Origin of the sequence: Aestuariibius sp. HNIBRBA575, from assembly GCF_040932005.1 — a bacterium.
Classification (GTDB): Bacteria; Pseudomonadota; Alphaproteobacteria; order Rhodobacterales; family Rhodobacteraceae; genus CANLNM01.
The window spans coordinates 2,509,601-2,532,966 of the sequence record NZ_CP162414.1 but is presented as its reverse complement, the minus strand read 5'-3'; the positions used below and the strand labels follow the sequence as shown (position 1 = coordinate 2,532,966).

Here is a 23,366-nt window from a genome sequence, read left to right as displayed (position 1 = left end):
AACCTGTATATGCGGGGTGTTCCGCCCATTTGCGGCCCCTTTTTCGTACTCGGAGATATCCATGAACACCCAAAATGTCGCAGCTCAGACTGAGGTCACATTGTCGGTTGGCAACCTGTCATGCGCGTCCTGCGTGGGGCGGGTTGACCGGATGTTGAACGATTTGGACGGGCTGCAGGATGTCAGCGTCAACTTGGCCACGGAAACGGCGCAAATGACCCTGACCGACGGCGTCAACGTGGCGGATGTAGTGCAGGCCTTGGACACGTTGGGCTATCCTGCACAACAGGGCGAGGTGACGTTGAATGTGGGCGCGATGTCCTGTGCATCATGTGTCGGTCGGGTAGAGCGCGCCTTGGCTGCGGCCCCCGGTGTGATCGACGTGTCTGTGAACCTTGCGTTGGAAACGGCGCATGTCACCTATGCCATAGGGGCAACCAGCCCGGATATGTTGGCTCAGGTGGCAACGCAGGCTGGATACCCTGCACAAATCGCCGATCAATCCGCAGCAATTGACCGTACCGCCCGCAAAGAAGAAGAATCCGCCGAACAATTGCGCCGGGTTATTCTGGCCAGCGCGCTGGTTTTGCCCGTGTTTCTGATGGAAATGGGCGCGCATATCTTTCCTGCGGTGCATCACGCCATTCATGCCACAATCGGCCAACAGGCCAGTTGGTTGATCCAGTTTGTGCTCACAACTGCTATTCTGTTGGGGCCGGGGCGTTTGTTTTACACCAAAGGCGTGCCGGCCTTGATCAAGGGCGCGCCGGATATGAACAGCCTTGTCGCGGTTGGCACGGGCGCGGCCTATTTCTATTCGGTGGTGGCCACATTTCTACCGCAGCTTTTGCCGGATCAGGTGCGCGCCGTCTATTTTGAATCCGCCGGTGTGATTGTGGTGCTGATCCTCATTGGTCGCTGGCTAGAGGCCCGCGCAAAAGGCCGCACCGGGGCGGCGATCCAAACATTGCTAGGGCTTCAGACCCGGGTGGCCCATGTGCAGGTTGGCACCGAAATCAAAGATGTCGACGTTGACCAATTGCAGGTTGGTGACGTGGTTATTGTGCGTCCGGGGGAACGGGTTGCCGTGGATGGAACCGTGATTGACGGTCAGAGCTATGTTGACGAAAGCATGATCACCGGCGAACCCATTCCAGTGGCCAAACACGCGCAGGATCATGTGACAGGCGGTACTGTGAACGGCACCGGCAGCCTGACGGTTGCGGCCACTCATGTGGGTGCGGACACAACATTGTCCCAGATCATTTGCATGGTTGAACAGGCACAAGGCGCCAAGCTTCCTATTCAGGGATTGGTGGACCGGATTACGTTGTGGTTCGTTCCGGCGGTGATGGGCCTGGCGGGGCTAAGCATGCTGTTTTGGTTGCTCTTGGGGCCTGAACCCGCGCTGACCTATGCGATTGTGGTGGGCGTATCGGTGTTGATCATTGCATGTCCCTGCGCGATGGGGCTGGCGACGCCCACGTCGATCATGGTCGGCACCGGTCGCGCCGCCGAACTGGGGGTGCTGTTTCGAAAAGGGGACGCATTGCAAGGCCTGGGACAAGTGGGGGTCGTGGCGCTGGATAAAACCGGCACAATCACGGCCGGGCGTCCGGAATTGACCGACTTGGTTTTGGCCGATGGCATGACGCGCGAACATGTGTTGGCCTTGGCCGCCGCCGCAGAGGCGCGATCAGAGCACCCGATCGCCACTGCGATCCAGCGCGCCGCGCAATCCCAAGGGGGGACCATCCCACAAGCCACCGGATTTGCCTCTGTCACCGGGCAGGGCGTGCGCGCCGTTGTGGACGGCCAAGACGTGATCGTGGGGGCGGACCGTTTTATGATCCGCGAAAACGTGGATATCGCACCGCTGGTTGAGGCAGAGCTTAGGCTGGCGCAAATGGGAAATACCGCGCTGTTTGTGGCGATTGACGGACAGGTAGCCGCCGTGATCGGCGTGTCTGATCCGATCAAAGCCACCAGCCAAGCGGCGATTTCTGCCTTGCAGGGCATGGGGTTGGCGGTTGCGATGATCACCGGTGACAAACACGAAACCGCACAGGCCATCGCCGCGCAAGTCGGGGTTGATCATGTGGTGGCGGGCGTGATGCCAGAGGGCAAAGTCGCCGCACTTGATACGTTGCGCCAAAACCATGGAAACGTCGCATTTGTGGGGGATGGCATCAATGATGCACCCGCATTGGCCCATGCGGATGTGGGGATCGCGATTGGTACTGGCACGGATGTGGCGATTGAATCGGCTGATGTTGTGTTAATGTCGGGCGATCTGCGTGGGGTTGCCAATGCGATGATCCTGTCGCGGCGCACGATGACCAATATCAAACAGAACCTTGGCTGGGCCTTTGCCTATAATGTGGCGCTGATCCCGGTTGCCGCTGGGGTGTTATACCCCGTCTTTGGCCTGTTGTTATCCCCGGTGCTGGCGGCAGGGGCCATGGCGTTTTCTTCTGTTTTTGTGCTGAGCAACGCCCTAAGGCTGCGCCGGGTTAAATCCGCATTTACAGATCGTGACATGCCAGTGACCACACCAGAAATAATCCAAGCCCAGTAACCAAAGGAAATGTGATGAATATCGGAGACGTATCCAAACAATCCGGCTTGCCGACAAAAACCATCCGATATTACGAGGAAATTGGGTTGGTCACCCCGTTGAGGTCTGAAAATGGCTATCGGGATTTTCGTGAAACTGACCTGCATAAACTGACATTTCTGGGCCGGGCGCGAACGCTGGGCTTTACGATCGAAGCGTGCCGGACCTTGTTGGCGCTGTACGAAGATGACACACGCGAAAGCGCACATGTCAAAGCATTGGCACAGGACCATTTGCGTGAGATCGACGAAAAAATTGCACAGCTTCAATCCATGCGATCAACCCTGTCCCATCTCGTGACATCCTGTGCAGGGGATAACCGCCCGGATTGTCCGATATTACAGGATCTAGCGACTTTTAAGCCGCAATAACGACATGTGTCATACCCATGTCGTGGCCGCACGGCATGTGAGGGCGGAAAAATGCCTGTCTTCTCAATCATCCGGTTTCGAATGCGCGCATAAATGGTATTGCAGGGCGGTATATACGGCCATTCCGGGTGCAGCCCACCGGATGCGCGTCGAAAAGCAGCTTTATTGACGAATAGGATGCCCAGATGAACATTGAAACACGCCGCACCAAAGCGATTGCCGGTCAAAAACCCGGAACCTCTGGGCTTCGGAAAAAAACCCGCGTGTTCATGGAACCAAACTATCTGGAAAACTTTGTTCAGGCCACGTTTGACGGCATCGGCGGTGGTGCTGGGAAAATCTTTGTTGTTGGGGGCGATGGGCGGTTCTTTAACAAGGCGGCAATCCAGACGATCCTGAAAATGGCCGCGGCCAATGGCGCCACCACCGCCATCGTCGGCCAAGACGGCATTTTATCCACCCCGGCTGCGTCGCATTTGATCCGCCAGAACGCTGCGGATGGTGGTTTTATTTTGTCCGCCAGCCACAATCCTGGGGGCATAGACGAAGATTTTGGGGTGAAATTTAACGCTGAAAATGGCGGCCCAGCACCGGAAAAACTAACCGCCAAAATCTATGATGCAACGCTGGCGATCACAGAATACAAAACCATCGACGCTGCTGATGTCGACCTGAATGTGATTGGGTCGACCCAAGTTGGGGACATGGTTGTTCATGTGGTTGATCCGGTCGACAGCTATCAAAAACTGATGGAAAGCATGTTTGACTTCAACGCGATACGCGCGTTGTTTGCAGATGGGTTCACCATGAAGTTTGACGCGATGCACGCCGTGACCGGCCCCTATGCGACCGCAATTCTAGAAGGGGCGCTGGGCGCCAAACCCGGAACCGTTATCAACGGCATTCCTCTAGAGGATTTTGGCAAAGGCCACCCGGACCCCAACCCGATCTGGGCCAAACCGCTGGTCGATTTGATGATGTCTGACGTCGCCCCAGATCTGGGTGCGGCATCGGACGGGGACGGGGATCGCAACATGATCGTTGGGCGCGGCGCCTATGTAACACCGTCCGATAGTCTGGCGATTTTGGCCGCGAACGCCCATCTGGCGCCAGCATATCGCGATGGTTTAGCCGGGATCGCACGGTCTATGCCCACCAGCGCCGCATCAGACCGCGTGGCGAAAAAACTGGGGATCGACGCATTCGAAACCCCCACCGGCTGGAAATTCTTTGGCAATTTGCTGGATGTGGGCAAGGTCACAATCTGCGGCGAAGAAAGCGCCGGCACCGGGTCCAGCCATGTCCGTGAAAAAGACGGGCTTTGGGCAGTTTTACTGTGGCTGAATATCCTGGCGGTGCGCAAACAATCGGTCGCGGACATCGTGACAGATCATTGGCAGGCCTATGGGCGCGACTATTATTCACGTTTTGACTACGAAGATGTGGCAACCGACAAGGCCAACCAATTGATGGATGGTCTGCGGGCGCAATTGACGGATTTGGCCGGGCGGAATGAAGCTGGGCTGACGGTCAAAGCGGCAGATGAATTTTCCTATCTTGATCCGGTTGATGGATCCCAGAGCCATAACCAAGGCGTGCGGATCATGTTTGACGGTGGCGGACGGGCTGTGTTCCGCCTGTCTGGCACCGGTACCCAAGGCGCGACGATCCGGCTATATCTGGAACAGTTTTCCGGGGTAAATGGCGACATCAGCCAAGACACCCAAGACGCGTTGAAAAACGTCCGCGATGCCGCCCATATTATCAGCGACATGGAAGGTTTGATTGGCCGGATCACGCCGGATGTCGTGACTTAATGCATTTTTTGCGGTTAGCTGATTTATCAGGCGAGGCCCACGCGCTGGTTCACATTATGTAGAAGAAAGTGATTGATGGTTAGAAATTTGATTTTGGTTTTGAGTACTGTCGGGCTTTCAGGCTGTTCGTTAAATGAAGTGAAGCCGGCAGTAGAATGCAGCGCGAATTGCAACCTGCCGCATTCCAGTAATTCAGAGGCGATACGAGTAGACGGTATTGAAATCGGAATGACACGCGAGCAAGTTCTTGGAGTGTTAGGTGATGATTTTGTCTCTCACACTCCTCTATCGATGCAGCCTCTGATTGATTCATTTCGTTACGTTGATGAGAATGGTGCGACAAAATGGATTTGGGTTCACTATTCTGATGGATTGGTCGTTAAGGCTGATGATGATCATGACGAAGTATATCGTATAGATTTTAGACCTACTCCACCTTCGTTAACTGAAGGAAATGCGGAGGTGGACGGGTTTGCAGGTTGCACCTTAAATGACACAGAAACACGTACCGAATGTGACGGAGGATGTGATTTGCGGACAATGTCTGCGTCGCAACGCATTCAGGTGGACGGCATCGAAGATGGCATGACACGGGACCAAGTTGCAGCAGTACTTGGCGATCAATATTTTGATCACATCCCCCCTGGTTTTAGACCTTCGATAGACTCTTTTCCGTACGTCGATGAAAATGGTCAAACCAAGTTTATTTGGATTCGTTATCGCCAAGGTCGCGTAATCGAAGCGGTCGATAACAGGGATGAACGTTATATCGTCGATTAGGGGACGACACCTGTGTTACCGGTCGCGCCGAGTGGCTAACACTTTCCCGTTGAAATTTTGAACCCGATTTTGGCCTTGGTGAGGGAAAAACTGGGCTGTCGTTTTATGATATCGCGATCCCGCGGCCCTTTCCGTACACAGGGAGTAGGCTTTGGGTCACTTTATGTTTAAGCAACCGCAAGGGTTTTAGCCAAATTCATGGGATCAAATGGTGCTGCTGGAGAGAATCGAACTCTCGACCTCTCCCTTACCAAGGGAGTGCTCTACCTCTGAGCTACAGCAGCGCCGTGGGCGGGGAATTAGCGGCAATTCTCGAACTGTGCAAGCCCTCTCTGGACGCTTTTTGAACAATTGGGTATCCCCGTGTATATGGAGCGCAAATCAGACCCGAAAAACAAAGAAAAATCAGCCCAAACCCGAGAAGATCGGTTAAAGGCTGCATTGAAAGCAAATATGCAGAGGCGTAAAGCCCAAGCGCGTGCCCGATCTGCCGGGTCGGATGCGCCAAGCAGTGACACAGAGAAAGAGTAGGCAGGCATGGATTCGATTATTGTGAAAGGCGGCAAGGAACTGAAGGGTCAGATCCACATTGCCGGTGCGAAAAACGCGGCGCTGACATTGATGCCCGCCACTTTGCTCAGCGAAGAACCCCTGACATTGACCAATGCGCCGCGTTTGTCGGACATCAAAACCATGACCGCGCTGTTGCAAAGTCTGGGCACCGAAGTGACCAGCATGCAGGACGGCAAAGTTATCGCGCTGTCGTCTCATAACCTGACGACCACCAAGGCGGATTACGAAATCGTGCGCAAAATGCGGGCGTCCAATCTGGTGCTGGGGCCGTTGTTGGCGCGCGAAGGCAACGCCATTGTGTCGCTGCCCGGTGGCTGTGCCATTGGCGCACGTCCCATGGACATCCACACATCCGCGCTGGAACTGATGGGCGCTGAGATTGAGCTGAAAGACGGCTATCTGCACGCTGTGGCCCCCGGCGGCCTGAAAGGCAACGTTGTGCCGCTGCGGTTTGCCTCCGTGGGCGCGACGGAAAACATCCTGATGGCGGCGACGCTGGCCAAAGGCACAACCGTGATCGAAAACGCCGCGCGGGAACCCGAAATCGTTGATCTGGCCAAATGCCTGAAGGCCATGGGCGCGCAGATCGAAGGCGAAGGCACCAGCCGCATTGAAATTCAAGGCGTGGATCGTCTGGGCGCGGCCACCCATGCTGTGGTGACCGACCGGATCGAATTGGGCACCTATATGCTGGCGCCTGTGATTGCTGGCGGCGAGGTGGAATGCCTTGGCGGTAAAATGGAGCTGGTCAAAAGCTTTGTTGAGAAACTGGATGCCTGCGGGGTGGATGTCACCGAAACGGCCAATGGTCTGTTGGTGAAAAATCGCAACGGACGCCACACGGCAACGGATGTGATCACCCAGCCATTCCCCGGCTTTCCAACCGATCTGCAGGCTCAGATGATGGCGATGCTATGCACCGCCGACGGCACCAGCGTGCTGGAAGAAACGATTTTTGAAAATCGGTTCATGCATGCCCCCGAACTGATCCGCATGGGCGCCGATATCGAAGTGCATGGCGGGTCTGCCACGGTGCGCGGCGTGGATCGTCTAAAGGGTGCGCCTGTGATGGCAACCGATCTGCGGGCGTCGGTTTCGCTGATTCTGGCCGGTTTGGCGGCAGAGGGGGAAACGCGGGTGAACCGGGTTTATCATCTGGATCGCGGCTATGAACATGTGGAACAGAAATTGGGCGCGGTTGGCGCGATGATTGAACGGGTTCAGGGCGAATGACCGAAGATGCAAAATTCGAAGACGGCGGCGAAGAGCCCCTGCGCCTGAAAGCCATGGATGGGGATGACCTAAAGGTCATGTCCGCCTTGGTGCAGGATGCGGTATTTCCGGGATCGGAAATGCAATGGGACAAGGCGCAGCGCCGGTTTGGCCTGTTGCTAAACCGGTTCCGCTGGGAAGATGCCGAAAATGCCAAAACCCGTGGCCGCGCCGTGGAACGGGTGCAATCTGTACTGGCCTTTGAGGATGTGGCGCGTGTTCAGACTCAGGGTGTTTTGCGCGATGCAGATACGATTCTGTCGCTGCTGTCGGTTGAATTTGAACCCGCTGATGATGGCGCGGGTCGGGTGATCCTGACATTGGCTGGGGATGGCGCAATCGCGCTGGACGTCGAAACATTAGAAGCCGTGCTGCGCGATGTGACACGGCCCTATATTGCGCCGTCGCGCACCGTGCCTGAACATCGCGACTGATCCGACGGATTTTTGAATAATTAGACTGACTAACAGCACAAAACAGCGCCCCATCCGGGTTGCAGGAGATCGACATGCCAGTGTTTTTGAACAGCGCAGATGCGGGGTTTGAGGCGGATTTTGCTAAGTTGCTTAACGCCAAACGCGAAGACAGCCCGGATGTGGATGCTGTGGTGGCCGATATCATTGCGGATGTGCGCGCGCGCGGTGATGCCGCCGTGTTGGACCTGACGGCCAAGTTTGACCGACTGGATATGAAAGCGGTGGATATGCGGTTTTCTGCGGATGAAATCGCTGCGCAATGCGCCAAGGTTTCCGACGAGGATCGCGCCGCGCTGGAATTGGCCGCGACCCGTATTCGCGACTATCACGCCCGCCAAATGCCCCAAGATGAAAGCTGGACCGACGCGGCCGGGGCGACGCTGGGCTGGCGCTGGTCTGCGGTGTCGGCGGCCGGTTTATATGTGCCGGGCGGTCTGGCCAGTTATCCGTCATCGGTGTTGATGAACGCGATCCCCGCCAAGGTGGCTGGGGTTGACCGGTTGGCCATTGTGGTGCCAACGCCGGACGGGGTCTGTAACCCGTTGGTTTTGCTGGCAGCACAGATTGCGGGCGTGGACGAGATTTACCGCATTGGCGGGGCACAGGCCGTGGCGGCATTGGCGTATGGCACCGATTCGATTGCGCCGGTCGATAAAATCACCGGGCCGGGCAATGCGTTTGTCGCGGCGGCCAAACGACGGGTTTTTGGCAAGGTTGGCATTGATATGATCGCCGGGCCCAGCGAAATTTTGGTCATTGCGGATGGCACGGGTGATCCGGATTGGATCGCGCTGGATTTGATGAGCCAAGCCGAACATGATGCAAGCGCGCAGGCGCTATTGATCACAACGGACGCCACACATGGTCGTGCCGTCGCCGAGGCGGTTGAGGCACGGTTAAAAACGTTGGAACGTCGCGACATTGCGGGCGCCAGCTGGCGTGACTTTGGCGCGGTGATCACGGTTTCTGATCTGGATCAGGCGGCGGACTTGTCGAACCGGATCGCGCCCGAACATCTGGAACTCTGCGTGGATGAGGCCGAAAAGCTGGCCGATAAATGTATCCATGCCGGGGCGATTTTTATCGGCCATTGGACACCAGAAGCCATCGGGGATTACGTAGGTGGCCCCAACCACGTGCTTCCCACGGCGCGGTCTGCGCGGTTCAGTTCTGGCCTGTCGGTGATGGATTTCCTGAAACGGACGACGCTGTCGCAAATGACCCCCGAAGCGTTGCGCGCCATTGGTCCGGCGGCCGAACGGTTGGCCCAATCAGAGAGCCTTGAGGCGCATGGGTTAAGCGTGCGCGCCCGGTTGGATGGGCTGAATTCCTAAAACCGCAATCGCCGGAGGCCATAGATCAGCATCCCCAGCGATCCAAATGCGGCAATCCAATAGGGCAGGCGCAGGGCTCCGTCGCGCCCCAATGTGGGTTCGAACCACGACACCAGAAATCCGGCAAACAGAATGCCCAATGGGATGCCGCCCCAGCCCAGAAACCGATAGATGGCATTGACCCGGCCCAAAATGGCATCCGGGATCAGGCGTTGGCGATAGGACACGGTCACGATGTTCCAGATCAACCCAGCAAAGGTTTCTGCAAACAGCGCAAACGCCACCACCCAAGGGCTATGGGTCAGCGCAATCAACATCAATGCAATCGGCCACGTGCACATGGCGGCGATCACCGCGTTTCGACTGCCCAGCCGGGTGATAATTGCCGGGCCGATCAACCCGCCCAGCACCCCACCCAGTGCCCCCGCGGTCAGCAACACACCATAGCCAACCGATGTCAGCCCAAGGATATCTTGGGCAAAGAGAACCAATATCGTCACGCTCATGACGGTCAGGAAATTGAGCAATCCCAGCATAATGCCAAGGCGCATCAATGTTTTATGGTCCCATAGCCACCTGATGCCATCGCGCATGTCGTCCCAGATCGGGGCGTGGGTGATCGCCGTGCGCAGGGGCAGGACCATCGACCACAACAGATAGGCCGACAGCGCCATGCACAGCGCCACAAAGCTGAACGGAACCGGCAGGGCAAAGGCAATCAGCACCCCCGCCAGTGGGGGGCCGACAAAGGATCCCATGACTTGTTCGACGCTCCAGATCTGGCCATTGGCCTGTTCCAGCTGGGATTTGTCGACAATCGAGGGCAGGGCGGTTTGGGCGGCATTGTCGCGGATGACTTCGGCCAGTCCCAGGCAAAACGCCAGACCCGCCAAGATCAGGATCGCGCCCATAGGCGACGCCAACGGCAACGCATCCAGCGACAGAATCAACCCGATGACGGCCCCGATCAGCACCAGCCGCAACAAATCCGCTTGTATCATCAGCCGCCGTCGATCTGCACGGTCGATGATCACCCCGGCAGGGATCGAAAACAGCAACCAAGGCAGGCGCGCGGCAAAAGGCACAATAGCAATCAAGGCCGCATCGCGGGTGATCAGGGAGGCCAGCCAAGGAAAAGCCAATAACGCAATTCCATCCCCCAAATTGGACATGGCAGAGGCGGACATCAGGAAACGGTAATTTCTATTTGCAAATAAAGTGGTCATTCGGCCATCTGATGGCGCTATCAATCGCGGGTCAAGGGGCCAAGTTGATTGTGCTGCCGCGCGGCCTGCGCTAATTCTGAGGTGAAATGTATAGGTAGCCTTATGTCCCGCATCACTCATATCGACCTGGATGATAGCAATCTGCCCGCGCCCACGCCCGAAATCGAGCAAGAGCGCAAAGTGGCGATGTTTGATTTGATGGAAGAAAATTCATTCACTTTGCCTGCGCGCGAAGGCCGCGATGTGCCGGCTGGCCCATACCGTCTGGGCCTGTCTATCCGCGAAAAACGGCTGGTGTTTGATGTGATCACCGAAGATGGCAAAGCCGCCGGTGAATTTCACCTGTCACTGGGGCCTTTTCGTCAGGTGGTGAAGGACTATTTCCAGATCTGCAAAAGCTATTTTGATGCCGTGAAAAACCTGCCCCCCAGCCAGATCGAAACCATCGATATGGCCCGGCGCGGCATTCACAACGAAGGTGCGCGTGTGTTGCAGGAACGCCTAGAAGGCAAAGCCGACGTGGATACCGACACGGCCCGCCGTTTGTTCACTTTGATTTGTGTGCTGCATTTTGGGGGCTGATGGGGTGCGCAAAAGCCGGGACTTGCCCAGCTCGATCTTGTTTTGCTGCGATCACAATGCAGTGCGGTCCCCCATGGCCGAAGGCATCATGAAGAAACTGCACGGTTTGGATGTTTATGTGCAATCCGCCGGGGTCAAAAGCGATCTGGAAATTGATGGCTTTACCATTGCCGCCTGTCAGGAAATGGATGTGGAATTGTCGCGGCACCGGTCGCGCAGTTTTGACCAAATGCAGGAATGGGGCGATGACCTGACGGGGTTTGATTTGATCATCGCGCTGTCCCCGGCCAGCCAACGTCATGTGTTGGAATTGACGCGGTTGTTCCACCTAGAGGTCGAATATTGGCCGATCATGGATCCCACAGGGTTGGGCACGCGCCGGGACGAAAAGCTGGACGCCTATCGACAGACACGCGATCAGATCGTTGCCAAATTGACAGAACGGTTTGGCTCGCCCTGATCCCTTTTTGGCATAACCACTGGGGTTACATATGAAAATTGCAGCCATCGCCTATCAAATCGAACGCCTTGCGGATTGGGCGGCCCATTCGGAAAAGCTGGATAAGCTGATCACAGACGCGGATGCGGATTTGATCGTGTTGCCGGAATATGCCGCCATCGAAGCTGCGTTGATTGACGGGCCTGTTGGGGGCAGTGCGCAGGATTGGCGGGATCGCGCGTCAGATGTGGCCCATGATTGGGTCAATCAATTTCGCACCGCTGCGCAACGCCATAACGTGCATATCGTGGCCGGGTCCGGGCCGGTGAAAACGCGCCGGGGGGTGGTGAACCGGTCTTGGTTGATCGCGCCATCGGGTAATGTGCTGCATCAGGATAAAATGATCCTGACCCCGTTTGAACGCGACGATATGGGCATGATTGCGGGGGATAATCTGCGGGTGTTTCACACGGCGCTGGGCGTTATGGGCATCCTGATCTGTTATGACAGTGAATTTCCGCTGCTGGCACGGGCGCTGACCGCCGCCGGAGCCGAGGTGCTGCTGGTGCCCGCGGCCACGGATTTTGCCGCCGGTCAAACCCGCGTGCGCCAATCCTGTCGCGCTCGGGCGATTGAAAACCAATGTCTGGTGGTCCATGCGCCGCTGGTCGGAAACGTCGCCGATTGTGACGTCGTCGCCCAAAGCAATGGCCGCGCAGCACTGTTTTGCCCGCCCGACACAGGTCTGCCTGAGGATGGAATCATCGCACAGGGACCGGCGCAACAGGCCGGGGCCGTTGTGGCGGATGTGGACCCAAATGCCATCGCCGCCGCGCGTTACAATGGCCAAGTTGGCAATTTTACCCACTGGCAAGAGCAGGATTCACGGCTATATCCGGTCACTTTGCAACAAATGGACCCGATTAACCCTTGAAAAATGCCCGTTTCAGGCGCATTTAGTCCCCCGTCTGCCATGTTGGGCAGAGGATTGAGATAGGAGATCACATGGCCAAGGAAGATACGCTCGAATTTCCCGGTGTCGTGAAAGAACTATTGCCTAATGCGACGTTTCGGGTCGAGCTGGAAAACGGCCATGAGATCATCGCACATACGGCAGGCAAGATGCGCAAAAACCGCATCCGGGTTCTGGCTGGCGACAAAGTACAGGTCGAAATGACCCCATATGATCTGACCAAGGGTCGGATCAACTACCGCTTTAAATAAGCAATGTCCGCCTATGCGCCCGAGGATGGGTTGAAACTGGTCCTCGGCTCGGGTTCGCCCCGGCGGTTGGAACTGCTGGCGCAAATCGGTATTGCACCTGATGCGGTGCGGCCCCCAGACATTGATGAAACGCCCCATGCGGGCGAACATCCGCGCGACTATGTGAAACGCATGGCGCTGCAAAAGGCGCAGGCGTCTATCGCTGCGCCGGGTGAAATTGTTCTATGTGCGGACACCACCGTGGCGTTGGGGCGGCGTATTCTGGGCAAACCTGCGGATGCGGGCGAAGCGGCCGAATTTCTGTATGCGCTGTCGGGGCGTCGTCACAAAGTGATCACCGCCATTTCCGTGCGCCGCGGCGATGACATCCGGGTGCGCGATGTGCAAACGGACGTGAAGCTGAAACAACTGACCAATGCCGAAGTGAACGCCTATCTGGCGACCGGGGATTGGCAGGGCAAGGCGGGTGGCTATGCCATCCAAGGCCCGGCCGGTGCGTTTGTGCCCTGGATCCAGGGCAGCTTTACTGGTGTGGTCGGACTACCCGTGGCCGAAACCGCCAACCTGTTGGTAACAATGGGATATCCCCTATATAGGAGCGCGCCATGAAAGGCCGTATGATCGTTCTGGACCATCTGGGTGACGTCGAAGTGGCGGCCATGTTGGTGGATGGCAAGCTGGATGATCTGCTGATCGACATGCCTGACGCCCCGCGTCCCGGCGCGATCTATCGCGGTGTGTGTGACCGCCCCCTAAAGGGGCAGGGTGGTATGATCCTGCGCCTGCCCGACGGGCCGGGTTTTTTACGCCAAGGCAAAGGGTTAGCCCCCGGCGATACGATGCTGGTGCAGGTCACCGGCCATGCCGAAGACGGCAAAGCGCTGCCGGTTACGCCCAAGGTTTTGTTCAAATCCCGTTATGCGATCGTCACCCCGGATGCGCCGGGCTGGAATGTCAGCCGGTCGATCAAAGATGACGATGAACGCGAACGGCTGATGGCGATTGCCCATGAAACCATGGACGAAGATATGGGGCTGATCCTGCGGTCGTCTTGTTTTGGCGCATCTGACGATGCGATTGCCGATGATATCGCGGCAATGGCGGATCTGGCCCGCGCCGTAATGGCGGATCGCGAAGGCAAGGACGCCGAAACCCTGACCGATGGCGACGGGCCACATGCGATGGCATGGCGCGAATGGGACGACAAAGCGGTGATCGAAACCGAACCGGGCGGGTTTGAACATCACGGCGTGTTGGACCAGATCGAGATGCTGAAATCCGCGCGCGAAAATCTAGGCGGTGGCGCGTTTATGTATGTCGAACCGACCCGCGCTTTGGTGGCGGTGGATGTGAATACCGGTGGGGACATGTCCCCGGCCGCAACGCTAAAGGCCAATCTGGCAACCGCGGCGGCGTTGCCCCGCGCGCTGCGGCTTCGGGGTCTGGGGGGGCAAATTACAGTGGATTTCGCCCCTATGTCCAAAGCGCATCGCCGCCAAGTCGAAGGTGCGCTGCGTGCAGCGTTCCGCGCCGATCCCATTGAAACATCGCTGGTGGGCTGGACAACGCTGGGCCATTTTGAGCTGCAGCGCAAACGCGAACGCCTGCCACTGTCTGAAACATTGCCCAAAGGTGTGTGATGACCTGTCCGATTTGTGAAAAAGACGCGGATGAAAAATACCGCCCGTTTTGTTCAAAACGCTGTGCGGATATTGATTTGGGAAAATGGCTGACCGGGTCTTATGCGGTGCCGTCTCAACGCGAAGATGACGGCGAAGATTTGTTGCGCGAGTTGGATGAAAGCACGCAAAAACCGCATTAAGGCTGTGGGTTTTGCAATGGGCAGATCTGTGTCAGCATGTCCGCCAGCAAGGCCCTGAGTTGGGACAATTCCGCGATCTTTGTATCAACCTCGGTTAGTTTTCCCTGCAACAGATCAGCGGTTTCATCTGTGCTAAGTCCCTGATCGGACAGTGCTTTGGCGATCCCGTCCATTTCGCGCAGCTTAAACCCCAGCTTTTGTCCGGTTTTGATCAAGGTGACCAAACCGACCATTGCAGGGTCAAAATCCCGATAGCCATTGTCGCGCCGTACAGATCGGATCAGCCCGCGTTTTTCATAAAGCCGGATCGTATCTGTACTGACATTTGCCCGCTGGGACAATTCACCGATGCGCATCAAAGAATTCCTTGACCTTGGACCATAGTCCTAGGTTTATGCGCGTTCCTGACCGATACGGAAAGGAAAATCTATGTTTTCGGAAACAACAAATAATAGAATTTTTAGAATTTCTGCCTGGTACGATCTGATTGTGACCTGGCCATTTGCATTGCCGGTAACGTTGGCGCTGTTTTGGACGTCTGGCTTGGCCCCTTTGAACGGCGCGCTTGGATTTGCGCAATTGCCCAGCCTAGAGCCACACACGGTGTTGTTTGGCAATTTCTTTGGCAGTGTTGTGGTGATTTGGGCTGTGGTGCGGTTGTGGTCAAATGACACGCGATTGGGGGTTTTTGACGGAATTGGGCGGGTGATGTTTTCGATCGCCATGATCAATGCATTGATGTCTGGGATTACGCCGTTGATCTGGTTGTTTTTGGTGCCCGAAGCCCTGTTTGGCGTGGCGCAATTGCTGGCTTTGGTGCCGCGTTCTGATCGGGTGCGGGCGTAAACACAGACCTGTCCGCAGGATGCGTTTTCCAACTTAGTGAAAGTCCCGGCTGGGAAACAGGCGTTTGGCCTGATCGCGCGGATGCATGGCGCGAGCTGGTTGGGCGCGAGCGGGTTGGGCGCGGGCCGGTTTGGGGCGCGGGGCGTCATCGGCGGGTGGGTTGGTGATGCCCACCGCCCCATCCATCGGATGGCCCAGATCGGACAGGCGCGGCGACATGTCGTCGATATGCTGGGCGATCAGATGCACAACGATGCCCTCGCGTTGCAAATATCCGGTCACTTTCAGCAGGCGCCCGCCCATGACAATGCGCCGGAATTGTTCGTAAACTTTGGGCCAAACCACCACATTGCTGACGCCGGTTTCATCCTCAAGCGTGATGAAAATCACGCCCGATGCGGTGCCGGGCCGCTGGCGCGTGATCACCAGACCACAGACCGAATGGCGGCCCAACGGGGCATTGGCCAGCGCGGAATGGGGGGTCAGCCCGGGTAGGTTGGGGCGCAGCAATTCCATTGGATGGGCCTTTAGGCTTAGGCGCATGGCGACGTAATCTTCGACCACCTCTTCGCCCAGATGCATCGGGGATAGGGCCACGTCAGGTTCGCGGATGCCTTCGCCGTCCAGCGGGTCGTTGAACAGGGGCAGGGGGGCCTGACCGCGGATGGCTTTGACCTCCCACAATGCGGCGCGCCGACCCAACCCCATGTCGCAAAACGCGTCCGCCTCGGCCAGACGTTCCAGTGCGGCGGGCGTCAGACCCGCGCGCAGCCACAACGCTTCGGGATCGGGATAGCCATTGCCCCGCGCGGCGGTGATCCAACCGGCATCTTCTTCTTTGAAACCTTTGATCTGACGAAAACCCAGCCGCAGCGCCAGCCCCCCATCACCGCGCCGTTCCAAACTGTTATCCCAATCGCTGTGATTGACGCAGATCGGACGGATTTCGATCCCATGTTCGCGCGCATCCCGCACGATCTGGGCCGGGGCATAAAACCCCATCGGTTGGGAATTGAGCAAAGCGCAGGCAAAAATCGCCGGATGGTGACATTTGATCCAAGCAGACACATAGGCCAGCATTGCAAAGGCGGCGGCGTGGCTTTCGGGAAAGCCGTATTCGCCAAACCCTTCGATTTGGCCGAAACATTGTTCCGCAAAACCGGGGTCATAGCCCCGCGACAGCATTCCGTTGATGAAGCGATCCTTAAAGGTGCTGATCGTTCCCATACGGCGAAACGTCGCCAGTGAACGGCGCAAACGGTCGGCTTCTTCTGGGGTGAACCCGGCGGCGACCACGGCGATCTGCATCGCCTGTTCCTGAAACAGCGGCACGCCCAGCGTTTTGCCCAGCACCTGTTCCAGTGCTTTGGACGGATAGCGCACCGGTTCTTTGCCTTGGCGGCGGTTGATATAGGGATGCACCATGCCGCCCTGAATGGGGCCGGGGCGCACGATGGCCACTTCGATCACCAGATCATAGAATTCACGCGGCAACATACGTGGCAGAAAATTCATCTGCGCGCGGCTTTCGACCTGAAACACCCCCACCGCATCCGCCACACAGAGCATGTCATAGGTGGGCATATCGGCCTGCGGCACCGTGGCGATCGACATGTCCTGACCGTGAAATTCCTTCAATAAATCAAAGCTTTTGCGGATGCATGTCAGCATCCCAAGGCTCAGAACATCGACCTTTAAGATCCCCAGCGCGTCAATGTCATCCTTGTCCCATTCGATGACGGTGCGATCCTCCATTGCGGCATTTTCAATCGGGCAGAGTTCATCCAGCCGTCCCTTGGTGACGATAAATCCGCCCACATGTTGGGACAGATGGCGTGGAAATCCGATGATTTCCCCGATCAGGCGAATGGTCTGGGACAGGCGGCGATCGTCGGGGTCCAACCCCAATTCGCGGATGCGGTCCGGGTCCGCGCCGCCATTGGACATGCCCCAGATTTGCCCCGACAACCCACTGGTCACATCTTGGGACAGGCCCATGACTTTGCCGACCTCGCGAATGGCGGCGCGGCTGCGAAAATGGATCACCGTCGCACAAAGCCCGGCGCGATGACGACCGTATTTTTCATAGATGTGCTGGATCACCTCTTCGCGGCGTTCATGTTCAAAATCCACATCAATATCAGGCGGTTCACCCCGATGTTCGGACACAAACCGTTCAAAGACCATGGTGATGGTTTCGGGGCTGACATCGGTGATACCCAACAGAAAACATAGGATCGAATTGGCGGCCGACCCGCGCCCCTGACACAGGATGTCGCGGCTGCGGGCGAATTGCACAATGTCATGCACGGTCAGGAAATAGGCGGCAAAGCCCAGTTTTTGGACCAGGTTCAATTCCTTGCGGATGATATCCATGTTTTTCTGACTAGCGCCATAGGGATAGCGGGTTTTCACGCCTTCATAGACCAACCGTTCCAGACGGGCCTGCGGGGTTTCGCCATCGGCGATTTCATCCGGGTATTCATAGCTCAGCTCACTGAGGCAGAAACTGCACCGATCGGCGATTTCAACCGTGCGACGCAGGGCGGCGGGATAGAGGGCAAACATCCGCGCCATGTCGGGCGCAGCTTTGAGGCGGCGTTCGGCATTGGGCTGGGCGCGGGTGCCGATCTGATCAATCCTAAGCCCGTGGCGCATGCAGGTCAGCACATCCGCCAATTGCCGCCGATTGGCGCGGTGCATCAACACATCGCCAACGGCCACCATCGGGGCATTGCTGCGATGGGCCAACTGCGCACAGGTCGCCAGATAGGCCTGATCTGCCCCATTATAGCGCGGCGCGGCCCCCAGAAACACATGGCCCGGATAGGCGCGCACGACCTGTTTTAGCTGGGTTTCCATCTGATGGGCTGTGGTGGATTGGGCCGGATCGGATTGCGGCAGCGCAATCAGGATCATACCGGCGCAATGATCCCGCAGATCAGCCATATCCAGATGGCATTCGCCTTTGGTGGCGCGGCGTTTTCCAAGCGTCAGCAGGCGCGACAGGCGGGCATAGGCCACACGATCCCGGGGCAGGGCCAGCCAATGCAGGGGGCTGTCGCGCAGGATCAAGCGGGTGCCGACAATCAGCCGGGGCAGGCGGGCGGCATCGGTGGTCATCTGCGGCGTGGTGGCGGCGGCCTCATCGGATTGACGGCGCAATTCCTTGAGCGCGGAATAGGCGCGCACCACCCCGGCCAGCGAATTGTGATCGGTGATCGCTAGCGCAGGCAGGCCCAGCTCTGTGGCGCGGATCATCAATTCTTCGGGGTGGGAGGCCCCGGTCAGAAAGGTGAAATTGCTGGTGACGCAAAGTTCGACATATGGCAGGGGCGCTGTGGATGAACCGGCCGCAGGGGGGGCAGGGCGCGTCATGCAAATTCCCCCTGCACAAACCAGCCGGGCGATTGGGGCGTGTGATACATCCACAATCGGCGGCCTTGCTGGGTCTCGACCTTCCAGTAATCACGCACGCCACTGCGCCAGGCATCATCCGCCATCCACCATTCGGGCGCCAGCCGTTCGGGGCCCGTGGCCCGCGCCGTTTGCAGGGCCATGCGTCGCCAGCGAAACCGCCCCGGCGGGGTGCGGCCCGTTGCGGCCACATGTTCGGGTGCAAACAATCGCAGCGGGCGATGCCGCATGACAGGCCAGCTGGGGGCGGGGCTGGAATAGGCGGCTTGGGCGATGATGTGGCTGCGTTCGGGGATATGGCTGTCGGCGGGCAGAAAGCGCTGCACATTGTCCAGCCCAATCCGGTTGCCGACCTTGGTGATCAGATCCTCAAGCCCGGTCGTGTCGCCCATATCCGGCCCGGCCTGCGCATAGGCAACATGGCTGACCTGTTGCACCGGCAGAGCTTCGACCTGCACGGCCTCTAGCCGGATCTGATCAATGCCAAATCCCGCATCAATCCCATCCACACCGCGTTGAAACAGCGGTAAAATCCGGTGTGGATCGCGCAAAGGGCGGGCCAGCCGCAATTCGACCTGCTGGCTGGCCTGATCGACCCGGCGCAAATCCAGCCGCAACACCCGCGCGCCTTGTTCGTGATCCTTTAGTTTGTCGCAGAGCCGATCCAGCAGACGCGCCGTGCCCGCCATCACATCCCCGGCCAAACCAATCGGGTCCGGCAGGGTCATGCGCACGGAAAATTGTGGCGGATCGGGCAGGGGCGACAGGTGTTCGGGCTGATCCCCCAGCGCCTGTGCCAACCGCATCAACACATGTGGCCCAAACCGGCGGGTGATTGTGGCCCGCGGCAGGTCCGCCAGATCGGAAATGGTGCGAACGCCCAGCCGCAACAGGGCTGTGTTGGCTTTGTCCTCAAGCCGCAGCGCCGTGACAGGCAGCCCGCCCAGCCGATCCATGGGCCGGCCCGCTGCGGCCACATTGGCGCGCGCGTCGGTGCCATATCGCGCCAGCGCCCAGGCCGCGCCGCGTGTGTCGCCCAGCCCCATCTGCACCTGCAATCCGGCCCGCGCCAATCGGGCGTTCATGTCGTCCAGCATCGGGGTTTCGCCGCCAAACAAATGTGGCGTGCCGCTGATATCCATCACCAGCCCATCGCGCCCTTCCAGCCCAACCCACGGGCAATAGCGTCCGGCCCACCGCGCCAGCATCCGCTGAAACCGACCGTCGGCTTTGGTATTGGCGGGCTGGCTGGTTAAATCCGGGCAAAATGCCCGCGCATCAGAATAGCCCATGCCCCGTTCCAGCCCGGCCTGTTGGGCGGCGGCGTTCAGGCAATAAATCCGGTCCGCATTGCGTTCATGCAGCGTTAAAACAAACGGTCCATCCATCGGGCGCGCCCGCAGAACCCGGTCACTGGCCAGACGGGGAAACCACATGGAGACGACGCGTTTCTGCATCCCAAGATAAATCCCAGCTCGTTAATGTTCCTGATTTGTTCTTTTTAAGGGACCAGCGAAACAGAGTCGAGTCCTGAGGTCCTAAAACCGGGTCACACTGCCAGCGGGTTTCGGCGGCATTGCTGCCCATACCGTCCTGGATCACAAACAAACCGGTGGATCGCCCGGCTTCGGCGGCCAGTTGCAACCGGCGGCCCTGGGTCAGGCCCAGCGGCTGGCTCAGTTCGGCCACGGTCAGCTTAACCGCCCCGGATCGCAGGGATTCTTCGGCGACGGCCAACATGTCGGGCTGGTCTTTGCATTGGCTGATCAACAATTGGTGGGGGGCAAAAAACGGCGCAAACCCTTCGGGGTTCAGGTTTTCTGGGCGCCAAGCTTCGCGGATCCACATCACCGGTCCGTTTAATCGCCCGGCCAGAATTGCGGCAAAGGTGATGGCGCCCGCGCCGAACACTTCGTGGGCGCGGTTGGGTTTGGGTGGAAAATGATCAGAGAATCCCAGTGACATGGAAAAAATATGCAGAACGTTTCGCGAACATTCAAGATGTTCAAAAGGACGGCAAACCGCGCTGGTCGGGCCTAGGTCGCAATATGCGCCTTGGCGGCGCGCGCGATAACGCGTTCTTCGTCGGTGGGAATGACAAAAACACGGGTGGGGCCGTCGCTGATTTCGCGTTCATGCCATGCATTGGCATTGAGGTTCAGTTTGATCCCCAGATAACCAAGGTTTTGCGTGGCCCGCGCCCGGATATGGGCCGAATTTTCGCCAATCCCGCCGCAAAATACCAGCGCATCAATCCCGCCCAGAACCGCGCTCATGGCGCCGATTTCACGCGCAACGCGAAAGGTGTAGTAATCCAGCGCCTGCGCGGCCTCGGGCGCGTCAGAGGCTTGCAGCGTGCGCATGTCGCCGCTGATGCCTGACAGGCCTAACATGCCGCTTTCTTTGTATAAAATATTGGTGATTTCCGTCGCGGATAGCTGTTTTTGATCCATCAGATACAGCAACACACCCGGGTCAATCTGACCACAGCGCGTGCCCATAGGCAGGCCATCCAGCGCGGAAAACCCCATGGTCGAACCGACCGATTGTCCCTGACGGATTGCGCACATGGATGCGCCGTTGCCCAAATGGGCGATAACCACCTTTTTGTCATGCAATTCCGGGTAATCCCGTTCCAGAACACTGGTGATATAATCATAACTCAGCCCATGAAACCCGTAGCGGCGCACGCCTTCGTCGTAGAACCGGCGCGGCAGGGCAAAGGTGTCATTGACCCAAGGATGGTCACGGTGAAACGCCGTGTCAAAACAGCCAATTTGGATCGCACCCGGAAAGGACGCGATCGCCGCCTGCACACAATTCAGGTTATGGGGCTGATGCAGCGGGGCAAAGGGAATATAGGTTTCCAGTTCGGCGATCACATCGGGCGTCAGGATTTGCGGCGCGCTGAAATTCACGCCGCCATGCACAATCCGGTGGCCCACCGCATGGATCACCCGCCCAGCCAGCCGTTTGCGCAGCACTTTCAGCACCGCCGCCATCGCCCCGTGATGATCGATTGCGCCCAGGTTTTTGATCTTGCGATTGTCACCATGATCGACGATCAGGCGTGCCTTTTTGCCAATGTTTTCAATCTGTCCGTCCATCACAACAGTCAGGTCGTTTTCCACATCATAGGCCGCAAATTTCAGCGACGACGATCCGGCATTGATGGTCAGAACGGTTTTCATGATTGCGCCGCCGCATAAAGCGCGGCCACGGCGCAAGAGGCCAATCGCGCCTTGTCGTCATCGGCGCGGCTGGTCAGGATCACCGGCACCTGCGCGCCGATCACGATCCCGCCTGCTTCGGCATGGGCGATAAACGTCAGCTGTTTGGCGATCATATTGCCGCTTTCCAGATTGGGCGCGACCAAGATTTCTGCGCGTCCCGCCACCAGCGATTTGATACCTTTGGTCATGGCGGCCTCTAGGTCAACCGCGTTGTCCATGGCCAGTGGCCCATCCACCAACCCGCCGGTGATTTGCCCGCGATCCGCCATTTTCGACAGGGCTGCGGCATCCAATGTGGACGGGATGTTGGGGTTGACGGTTTCCACGGCGGACAGGATGCCCACTTTGGGCTGTTCCACCCCCAATGATATGGCCAGATCGATGGCATTTTGGGTGATGTCGACCTTGGTTTTCAGATCAGGGGCGATGTTGATGGCCGCATCGGTGATGAACAACAAATGCGACAGGCCCGGCACATCCATCACAAAAACATGGGACAGGCGACGCCCGGTGCGCAGGCCGGTTTCTTTGTTGATCACGGCGCGCAACAAATCGTCGGTGTGCAAATGCCCTTTCATGACGGCACGCGCGCGGCCTTCGTGGACCAGAGCCACCGCACGGGTCGCGGCCCGCGCATGATCGGGTTCGTGGATCAGCTCAAACGCGGAGATATCAATGTTTAATTCATCCGCAGCGGCCTGAATTTTGGCGCGATCCCCGATCAGGATTGGGGTGATCAATGTGTGATCCGACCCCAGCAATGCACCCGCCAAGGCATCTGCCTTTTCGGGGGCAACGACAGCGGTGGGCAGGGGCGGCAAATGTTCGGCGCGTTCCAGCAGGCGATCAAAATGCACATGACGTTGCACCGTCAGGCCGGGCACGTCATCTGCTTCAAAACTTTGAGAAGTTTTGGGCGCGACCACCACGGCGTCGCCTTGGGCAATCACAGTGCCATCGTCGCGTTCAACCCAAGTGTCGAAATGCACATCGCCATTGTCGGATTTTGCGGTCACGCGGACCTTGGCGATCAATGTGTCGCCGGCATGGGCGCGGCCAAGAAACCGCAGGTTCTGGGATTTATACAGCGTGCCGGGACCGGGCAGAGTATTGCCCAGAACGGATGAAATCAGGGTGCCGATCCATGCAGAGGGGGCGATTGCCTCAGGCTTGCCATCCCCATCGCCATCCTCATTGGGCAAATGCAGCGGGTTCAGATTGCCGGATGCATGCGCAAAGACAAACAGATCATCCGCCACGCAAAGCCGGGTATTTTCGGCGCTCATGCCAATTTCGAGGGCATCAAAAGGGGTGTTTTTAAAAATGGGCTGCATGGG

The 23,366-nt window shown here is 57.9% G+C and carries 22 protein-coding genes and 1 tRNA gene; 15 read left to right on the top strand and 8 right to left on the bottom strand.

Going from position 1 to position 23,366, the window contains the following annotated elements; all coding sequences use genetic code 11:
* The first annotated feature begins 61 nt into the window (after positions 1-61).
* The 4 genes from AB1F12_RS12740 to AB1F12_RS12725 all read left to right on the top strand — a co-directional run bounded on the left by AB1F12_RS12740 (position 62) and on the right by AB1F12_RS12725 (position 5,585).
* Entirely contained in the window at positions 62-2,578 is a 2,517-nt protein-coding gene (locus tag AB1F12_RS12740) for a heavy metal translocating P-type ATPase (protein ID WP_368184750.1), read from the top strand.
* 14 nt (positions 2,579-2,592) lie between these two features.
* A complete protein-coding gene (gene cueR, locus AB1F12_RS12735; RefSeq protein ID WP_368184749.1) occupies positions 2,593-2,988 on the top strand; it encodes a Cu(I)-responsive transcriptional regulator in 396 nt (131 codons plus the stop codon).
* Between the two features lie 185 nt (positions 2,989-3,173).
* Entirely contained in the window at positions 3,174-4,805 is a 1,632-nt protein-coding gene (locus AB1F12_RS12730; RefSeq protein WP_368184748.1) for an alpha-D-glucose phosphate-specific phosphoglucomutase, read from the top strand.
* 75 nt (positions 4,806-4,880) lie between these two features.
* Positions 4,881-5,585 (top strand): hypothetical protein, encoded by a 705-nt coding sequence (locus tag AB1F12_RS12725; protein ID WP_368184747.1) that lies wholly within the window; start codon positions 4,881-4,883, stop codon positions 5,583-5,585.
* Positions 5,586-5,794: 209 nt separating this feature from the next.
* On the opposite strand, the gene AB1F12_RS12720 is transcribed toward AB1F12_RS12725, so the two are convergent.
* A tRNA-Thr gene (locus AB1F12_RS12720) sits at positions 5,795-5,869 on the bottom strand.
* Positions 5,870-6,122: 253 nt separating this feature from the next.
* Between AB1F12_RS12720 and murA the strand changes: the two genes are divergently transcribed.
* The 3 genes from murA to hisD all read left to right on the top strand — a co-directional run bounded on the left by murA (position 6,123) and on the right by hisD (position 9,240).
* Positions 6,123-7,391, top strand: coding sequence for a UDP-N-acetylglucosamine 1-carboxyvinyltransferase (gene murA, locus AB1F12_RS12715; protein WP_368184746.1), 1,269 nt, complete (start codon positions 6,123-6,125; stop codon positions 7,389-7,391).
* Complete coding sequence (locus AB1F12_RS12710; RefSeq protein WP_368184745.1) at positions 7,388-7,864, top strand: DUF2948 family protein; 477 nt, start codon at positions 7,388-7,390, stop codon at positions 7,862-7,864. The genes murA and AB1F12_RS12710 overlap by 4 nt, the downstream gene beginning before the upstream one ends.
* A gap of 74 nt (positions 7,865-7,938) precedes the next feature.
* A complete protein-coding gene (gene hisD, locus AB1F12_RS12705) occupies positions 7,939-9,240 on the top strand; it encodes a histidinol dehydrogenase (RefSeq protein WP_368184744.1) in 1,302 nt (433 codons plus the stop codon).
* Here hisD and AB1F12_RS12700 read toward each other — a convergent pair.
* Entirely contained in the window at positions 9,237-10,466 is a 1,230-nt protein-coding gene (locus AB1F12_RS12700) for an MFS transporter (protein ID WP_368184743.1), read from the bottom strand. The genes hisD and AB1F12_RS12700 overlap by 4 nt on opposite strands.
* Positions 10,467-10,568: 102 nt before the next feature.
* Here AB1F12_RS12700 and AB1F12_RS12695 point away from each other — a divergent pair, with 102 nt between their 5' ends.
* From AB1F12_RS12695 to AB1F12_RS12665, 7 genes are all read left to right on the top strand, one after another.
* Positions 10,569-11,048: a UPF0262 family protein gene (locus tag AB1F12_RS12695; protein ID WP_368184742.1), complete on the top strand. Its 480-nt coding sequence runs from the start codon at positions 10,569-10,571 to the stop codon at positions 11,046-11,048.
* Between the two features lie 73 nt (positions 11,049-11,121).
* A complete protein-coding gene (locus tag AB1F12_RS12690) occupies positions 11,122-11,508 on the top strand; it encodes a low molecular weight phosphatase family protein (protein WP_368184741.1) in 387 nt (128 codons plus the stop codon).
* A 31-nt stretch (positions 11,509-11,539) separates the two neighbouring features.
* Positions 11,540-12,421: a carbon-nitrogen hydrolase family protein gene (locus AB1F12_RS12685; RefSeq protein ID WP_368184740.1), complete on the top strand. Its 882-nt coding sequence runs from the start codon at positions 11,540-11,542 to the stop codon at positions 12,419-12,421.
* A 71-nt stretch (positions 12,422-12,492) separates the two neighbouring features.
* Positions 12,493-12,711 (top strand): translation initiation factor IF-1, encoded by a 219-nt coding sequence (gene infA / locus AB1F12_RS12680; protein WP_005978431.1) that lies wholly within the window; start codon positions 12,493-12,495, stop codon positions 12,709-12,711.
* A 3-nt stretch (positions 12,712-12,714) separates the two neighbouring features.
* Complete coding sequence (locus AB1F12_RS12675; RefSeq protein WP_368184739.1) at positions 12,715-13,320, top strand: nucleoside triphosphate pyrophosphatase; 606 nt, start codon at positions 12,715-12,717, stop codon at positions 13,318-13,320.
* Positions 13,317-14,351 carry a ribonuclease E/G gene (locus AB1F12_RS12670; RefSeq protein ID WP_368184738.1) on the top strand — a complete coding sequence of 345 codons (1,035 nt, stop codon included), beginning with the start codon at positions 13,317-13,319 and terminating at the stop codon, positions 14,349-14,351. The genes AB1F12_RS12675 and AB1F12_RS12670 overlap by 4 nt, the downstream gene beginning before the upstream one ends.
* Positions 14,351-14,533 carry a DNA gyrase inhibitor YacG gene (locus AB1F12_RS12665; protein WP_368184737.1) on the top strand — a complete coding sequence of 61 codons (183 nt, stop codon included), beginning with the start codon at positions 14,351-14,353 and terminating at the stop codon, positions 14,531-14,533. Before AB1F12_RS12670 ends, AB1F12_RS12665 begins: the two co-directional genes overlap by 1 nt.
* Here AB1F12_RS12665 and AB1F12_RS12660 read toward each other — a convergent pair.
* The gene (locus tag AB1F12_RS12660) at positions 14,530-14,889 is read right to left on the bottom strand and encodes a MerR family transcriptional regulator (protein WP_368184736.1); all 360 of its coding nucleotides are present in this window, start codon (positions 14,887-14,889) and stop codon (positions 14,530-14,532) included. The two genes, AB1F12_RS12665 and AB1F12_RS12660, sit on opposite strands and share 4 nt — an antisense overlap.
* Before the next feature lie 133 nt (positions 14,890-15,022).
* On the opposite strand from AB1F12_RS12660, the gene AB1F12_RS12655 reads away from it, so the two are divergent.
* Positions 15,023-15,379, top strand: coding sequence for a hypothetical protein (locus AB1F12_RS12655; RefSeq protein WP_368184735.1), 357 nt, complete (start codon positions 15,023-15,025; stop codon positions 15,377-15,379).
* Between the two features lie 33 nt (positions 15,380-15,412).
* Here the strand turns inward: AB1F12_RS12655 and AB1F12_RS12650 are convergent, their stop codons facing one another.
* From AB1F12_RS12650 to AB1F12_RS12630, 5 genes are all read right to left on the bottom strand, one after another.
* The gene (locus AB1F12_RS12650; RefSeq protein ID WP_368184734.1) at positions 15,413-18,757 is read right to left on the bottom strand and encodes an error-prone DNA polymerase; all 3,345 of its coding nucleotides are present in this window, start codon (positions 18,755-18,757) and stop codon (positions 15,413-15,415) included.
* Positions 18,754-20,232, bottom strand: coding sequence for a DNA polymerase Y family protein (locus AB1F12_RS12645; RefSeq protein WP_368184733.1), 1,479 nt, complete (start codon positions 20,230-20,232; stop codon positions 18,754-18,756). The genes AB1F12_RS12650 and AB1F12_RS12645 overlap by 4 nt, the downstream gene beginning before the upstream one ends.
* Positions 20,207-20,761 carry an ImuA family protein gene (locus tag AB1F12_RS12640; RefSeq protein WP_368184732.1) on the bottom strand — a complete coding sequence of 185 codons (555 nt, stop codon included), beginning with the start codon at positions 20,759-20,761 and terminating at the stop codon, positions 20,207-20,209. The genes AB1F12_RS12645 and AB1F12_RS12640 overlap by 26 nt, the downstream gene beginning before the upstream one ends.
* A 71-nt stretch (positions 20,762-20,832) precedes the next feature.
* Positions 20,833-21,987 (bottom strand): acetate/propionate family kinase, encoded by a 1,155-nt coding sequence (locus AB1F12_RS12635; RefSeq protein ID WP_368184731.1) that lies wholly within the window; start codon positions 21,985-21,987, stop codon positions 20,833-20,835.
* Positions 21,984-23,363, bottom strand: coding sequence for a bifunctional enoyl-CoA hydratase/phosphate acetyltransferase (locus AB1F12_RS12630; protein ID WP_368184730.1), 1,380 nt, complete (start codon positions 23,361-23,363; stop codon positions 21,984-21,986). The genes AB1F12_RS12635 and AB1F12_RS12630 overlap by 4 nt, the downstream gene beginning before the upstream one ends.
* Positions 23,364-23,366: the final 3 nt, after the last annotated feature.

What these genes read in the sequence shown, in the direction of transcription:
- AB1F12_RS12740 (WP_368184750.1), top strand. Translation starts at nt 62, where the DNA reads ATGAACACCCAAAATGTCGCAGCTCAGACTGAGGTCACATTGTCGGTT.
- cueR (WP_368184749.1), top strand. Translation starts at nt 2,593, where the DNA reads ATGAATATCGGAGACGTATCCAAACAATCCGGCTTGCCGACAAAAACC.
- AB1F12_RS12730 (WP_368184748.1), top strand. Translation starts at nt 3,174, where the DNA reads ATGAACATTGAAACACGCCGCACCAAAGCGATTGCCGGTCAAAAACCC.
- AB1F12_RS12725 (WP_368184747.1), top strand. Translation starts at nt 4,881, where the DNA reads ATGGTTAGAAATTTGATTTTGGTTTTGAGTACTGTCGGGCTTTCAGGC.
- murA (WP_368184746.1), top strand. Translation starts at nt 6,123, where the DNA reads ATGGATTCGATTATTGTGAAAGGCGGCAAGGAACTGAAGGGTCAGATC.
- AB1F12_RS12710 (WP_368184745.1), top strand. Translation starts at nt 7,388, where the DNA reads ATGACCGAAGATGCAAAATTCGAAGACGGCGGCGAAGAGCCCCTGCGC.
- hisD (WP_368184744.1), top strand. Translation starts at nt 7,939, where the DNA reads ATGCCAGTGTTTTTGAACAGCGCAGATGCGGGGTTTGAGGCGGATTTT.
- AB1F12_RS12700 (WP_368184743.1), bottom strand. Translation starts at nt 10,466, where the DNA reads ATGACCACTTTATTTGCAAATAGAAATTACCGTTTCCTGATGTCCGCC.
- AB1F12_RS12695 (WP_368184742.1), top strand. Translation starts at nt 10,569, where the DNA reads ATGTCCCGCATCACTCATATCGACCTGGATGATAGCAATCTGCCCGCG.
- AB1F12_RS12690 (WP_368184741.1), top strand. Translation starts at nt 11,122, where the DNA reads ATGGCCGAAGGCATCATGAAGAAACTGCACGGTTTGGATGTTTATGTG.
- AB1F12_RS12685 (WP_368184740.1), top strand. Translation starts at nt 11,540, where the DNA reads ATGAAAATTGCAGCCATCGCCTATCAAATCGAACGCCTTGCGGATTGG.
- infA (WP_005978431.1), top strand. Translation starts at nt 12,493, where the DNA reads ATGGCCAAGGAAGATACGCTCGAATTTCCCGGTGTCGTGAAAGAACTA.
- AB1F12_RS12675 (WP_368184739.1), top strand. Translation starts at nt 12,715, where the DNA reads ATGTCCGCCTATGCGCCCGAGGATGGGTTGAAACTGGTCCTCGGCTCG.
- AB1F12_RS12670 (WP_368184738.1), top strand. Translation starts at nt 13,317, where the DNA reads ATGAAAGGCCGTATGATCGTTCTGGACCATCTGGGTGACGTCGAAGTG.
- AB1F12_RS12665 (WP_368184737.1), top strand. Translation starts at nt 14,351, where the DNA reads ATGACCTGTCCGATTTGTGAAAAAGACGCGGATGAAAAATACCGCCCG.
- AB1F12_RS12660 (WP_368184736.1), bottom strand. Translation starts at nt 14,889, where the DNA reads ATGCGCATCGGTGAATTGTCCCAGCGGGCAAATGTCAGTACAGATACG.
- AB1F12_RS12650 (WP_368184734.1), bottom strand. Translation starts at nt 18,757, where the DNA reads ATGACGCGCCCTGCCCCCCCTGCGGCCGGTTCATCCACAGCGCCCCTG.
- AB1F12_RS12645 (WP_368184733.1), bottom strand. Translation starts at nt 20,232, where the DNA reads ATGTGGTTTCCCCGTCTGGCCAGTGACCGGGTTCTGCGGGCGCGCCCG.
- AB1F12_RS12640 (WP_368184732.1), bottom strand. Translation starts at nt 20,761, where the DNA reads ATGTCACTGGGATTCTCTGATCATTTTCCACCCAAACCCAACCGCGCC.
- AB1F12_RS12635 (WP_368184731.1), bottom strand. Translation starts at nt 21,987, where the DNA reads ATGAAAACCGTTCTGACCATCAATGCCGGATCGTCGTCGCTGAAATTT.
- AB1F12_RS12630 (WP_368184730.1), bottom strand. Translation starts at nt 23,363, where the DNA reads ATGCAGCCCATTTTTAAAAACACCCCTTTTGATGCCCTCGAAATTGGC.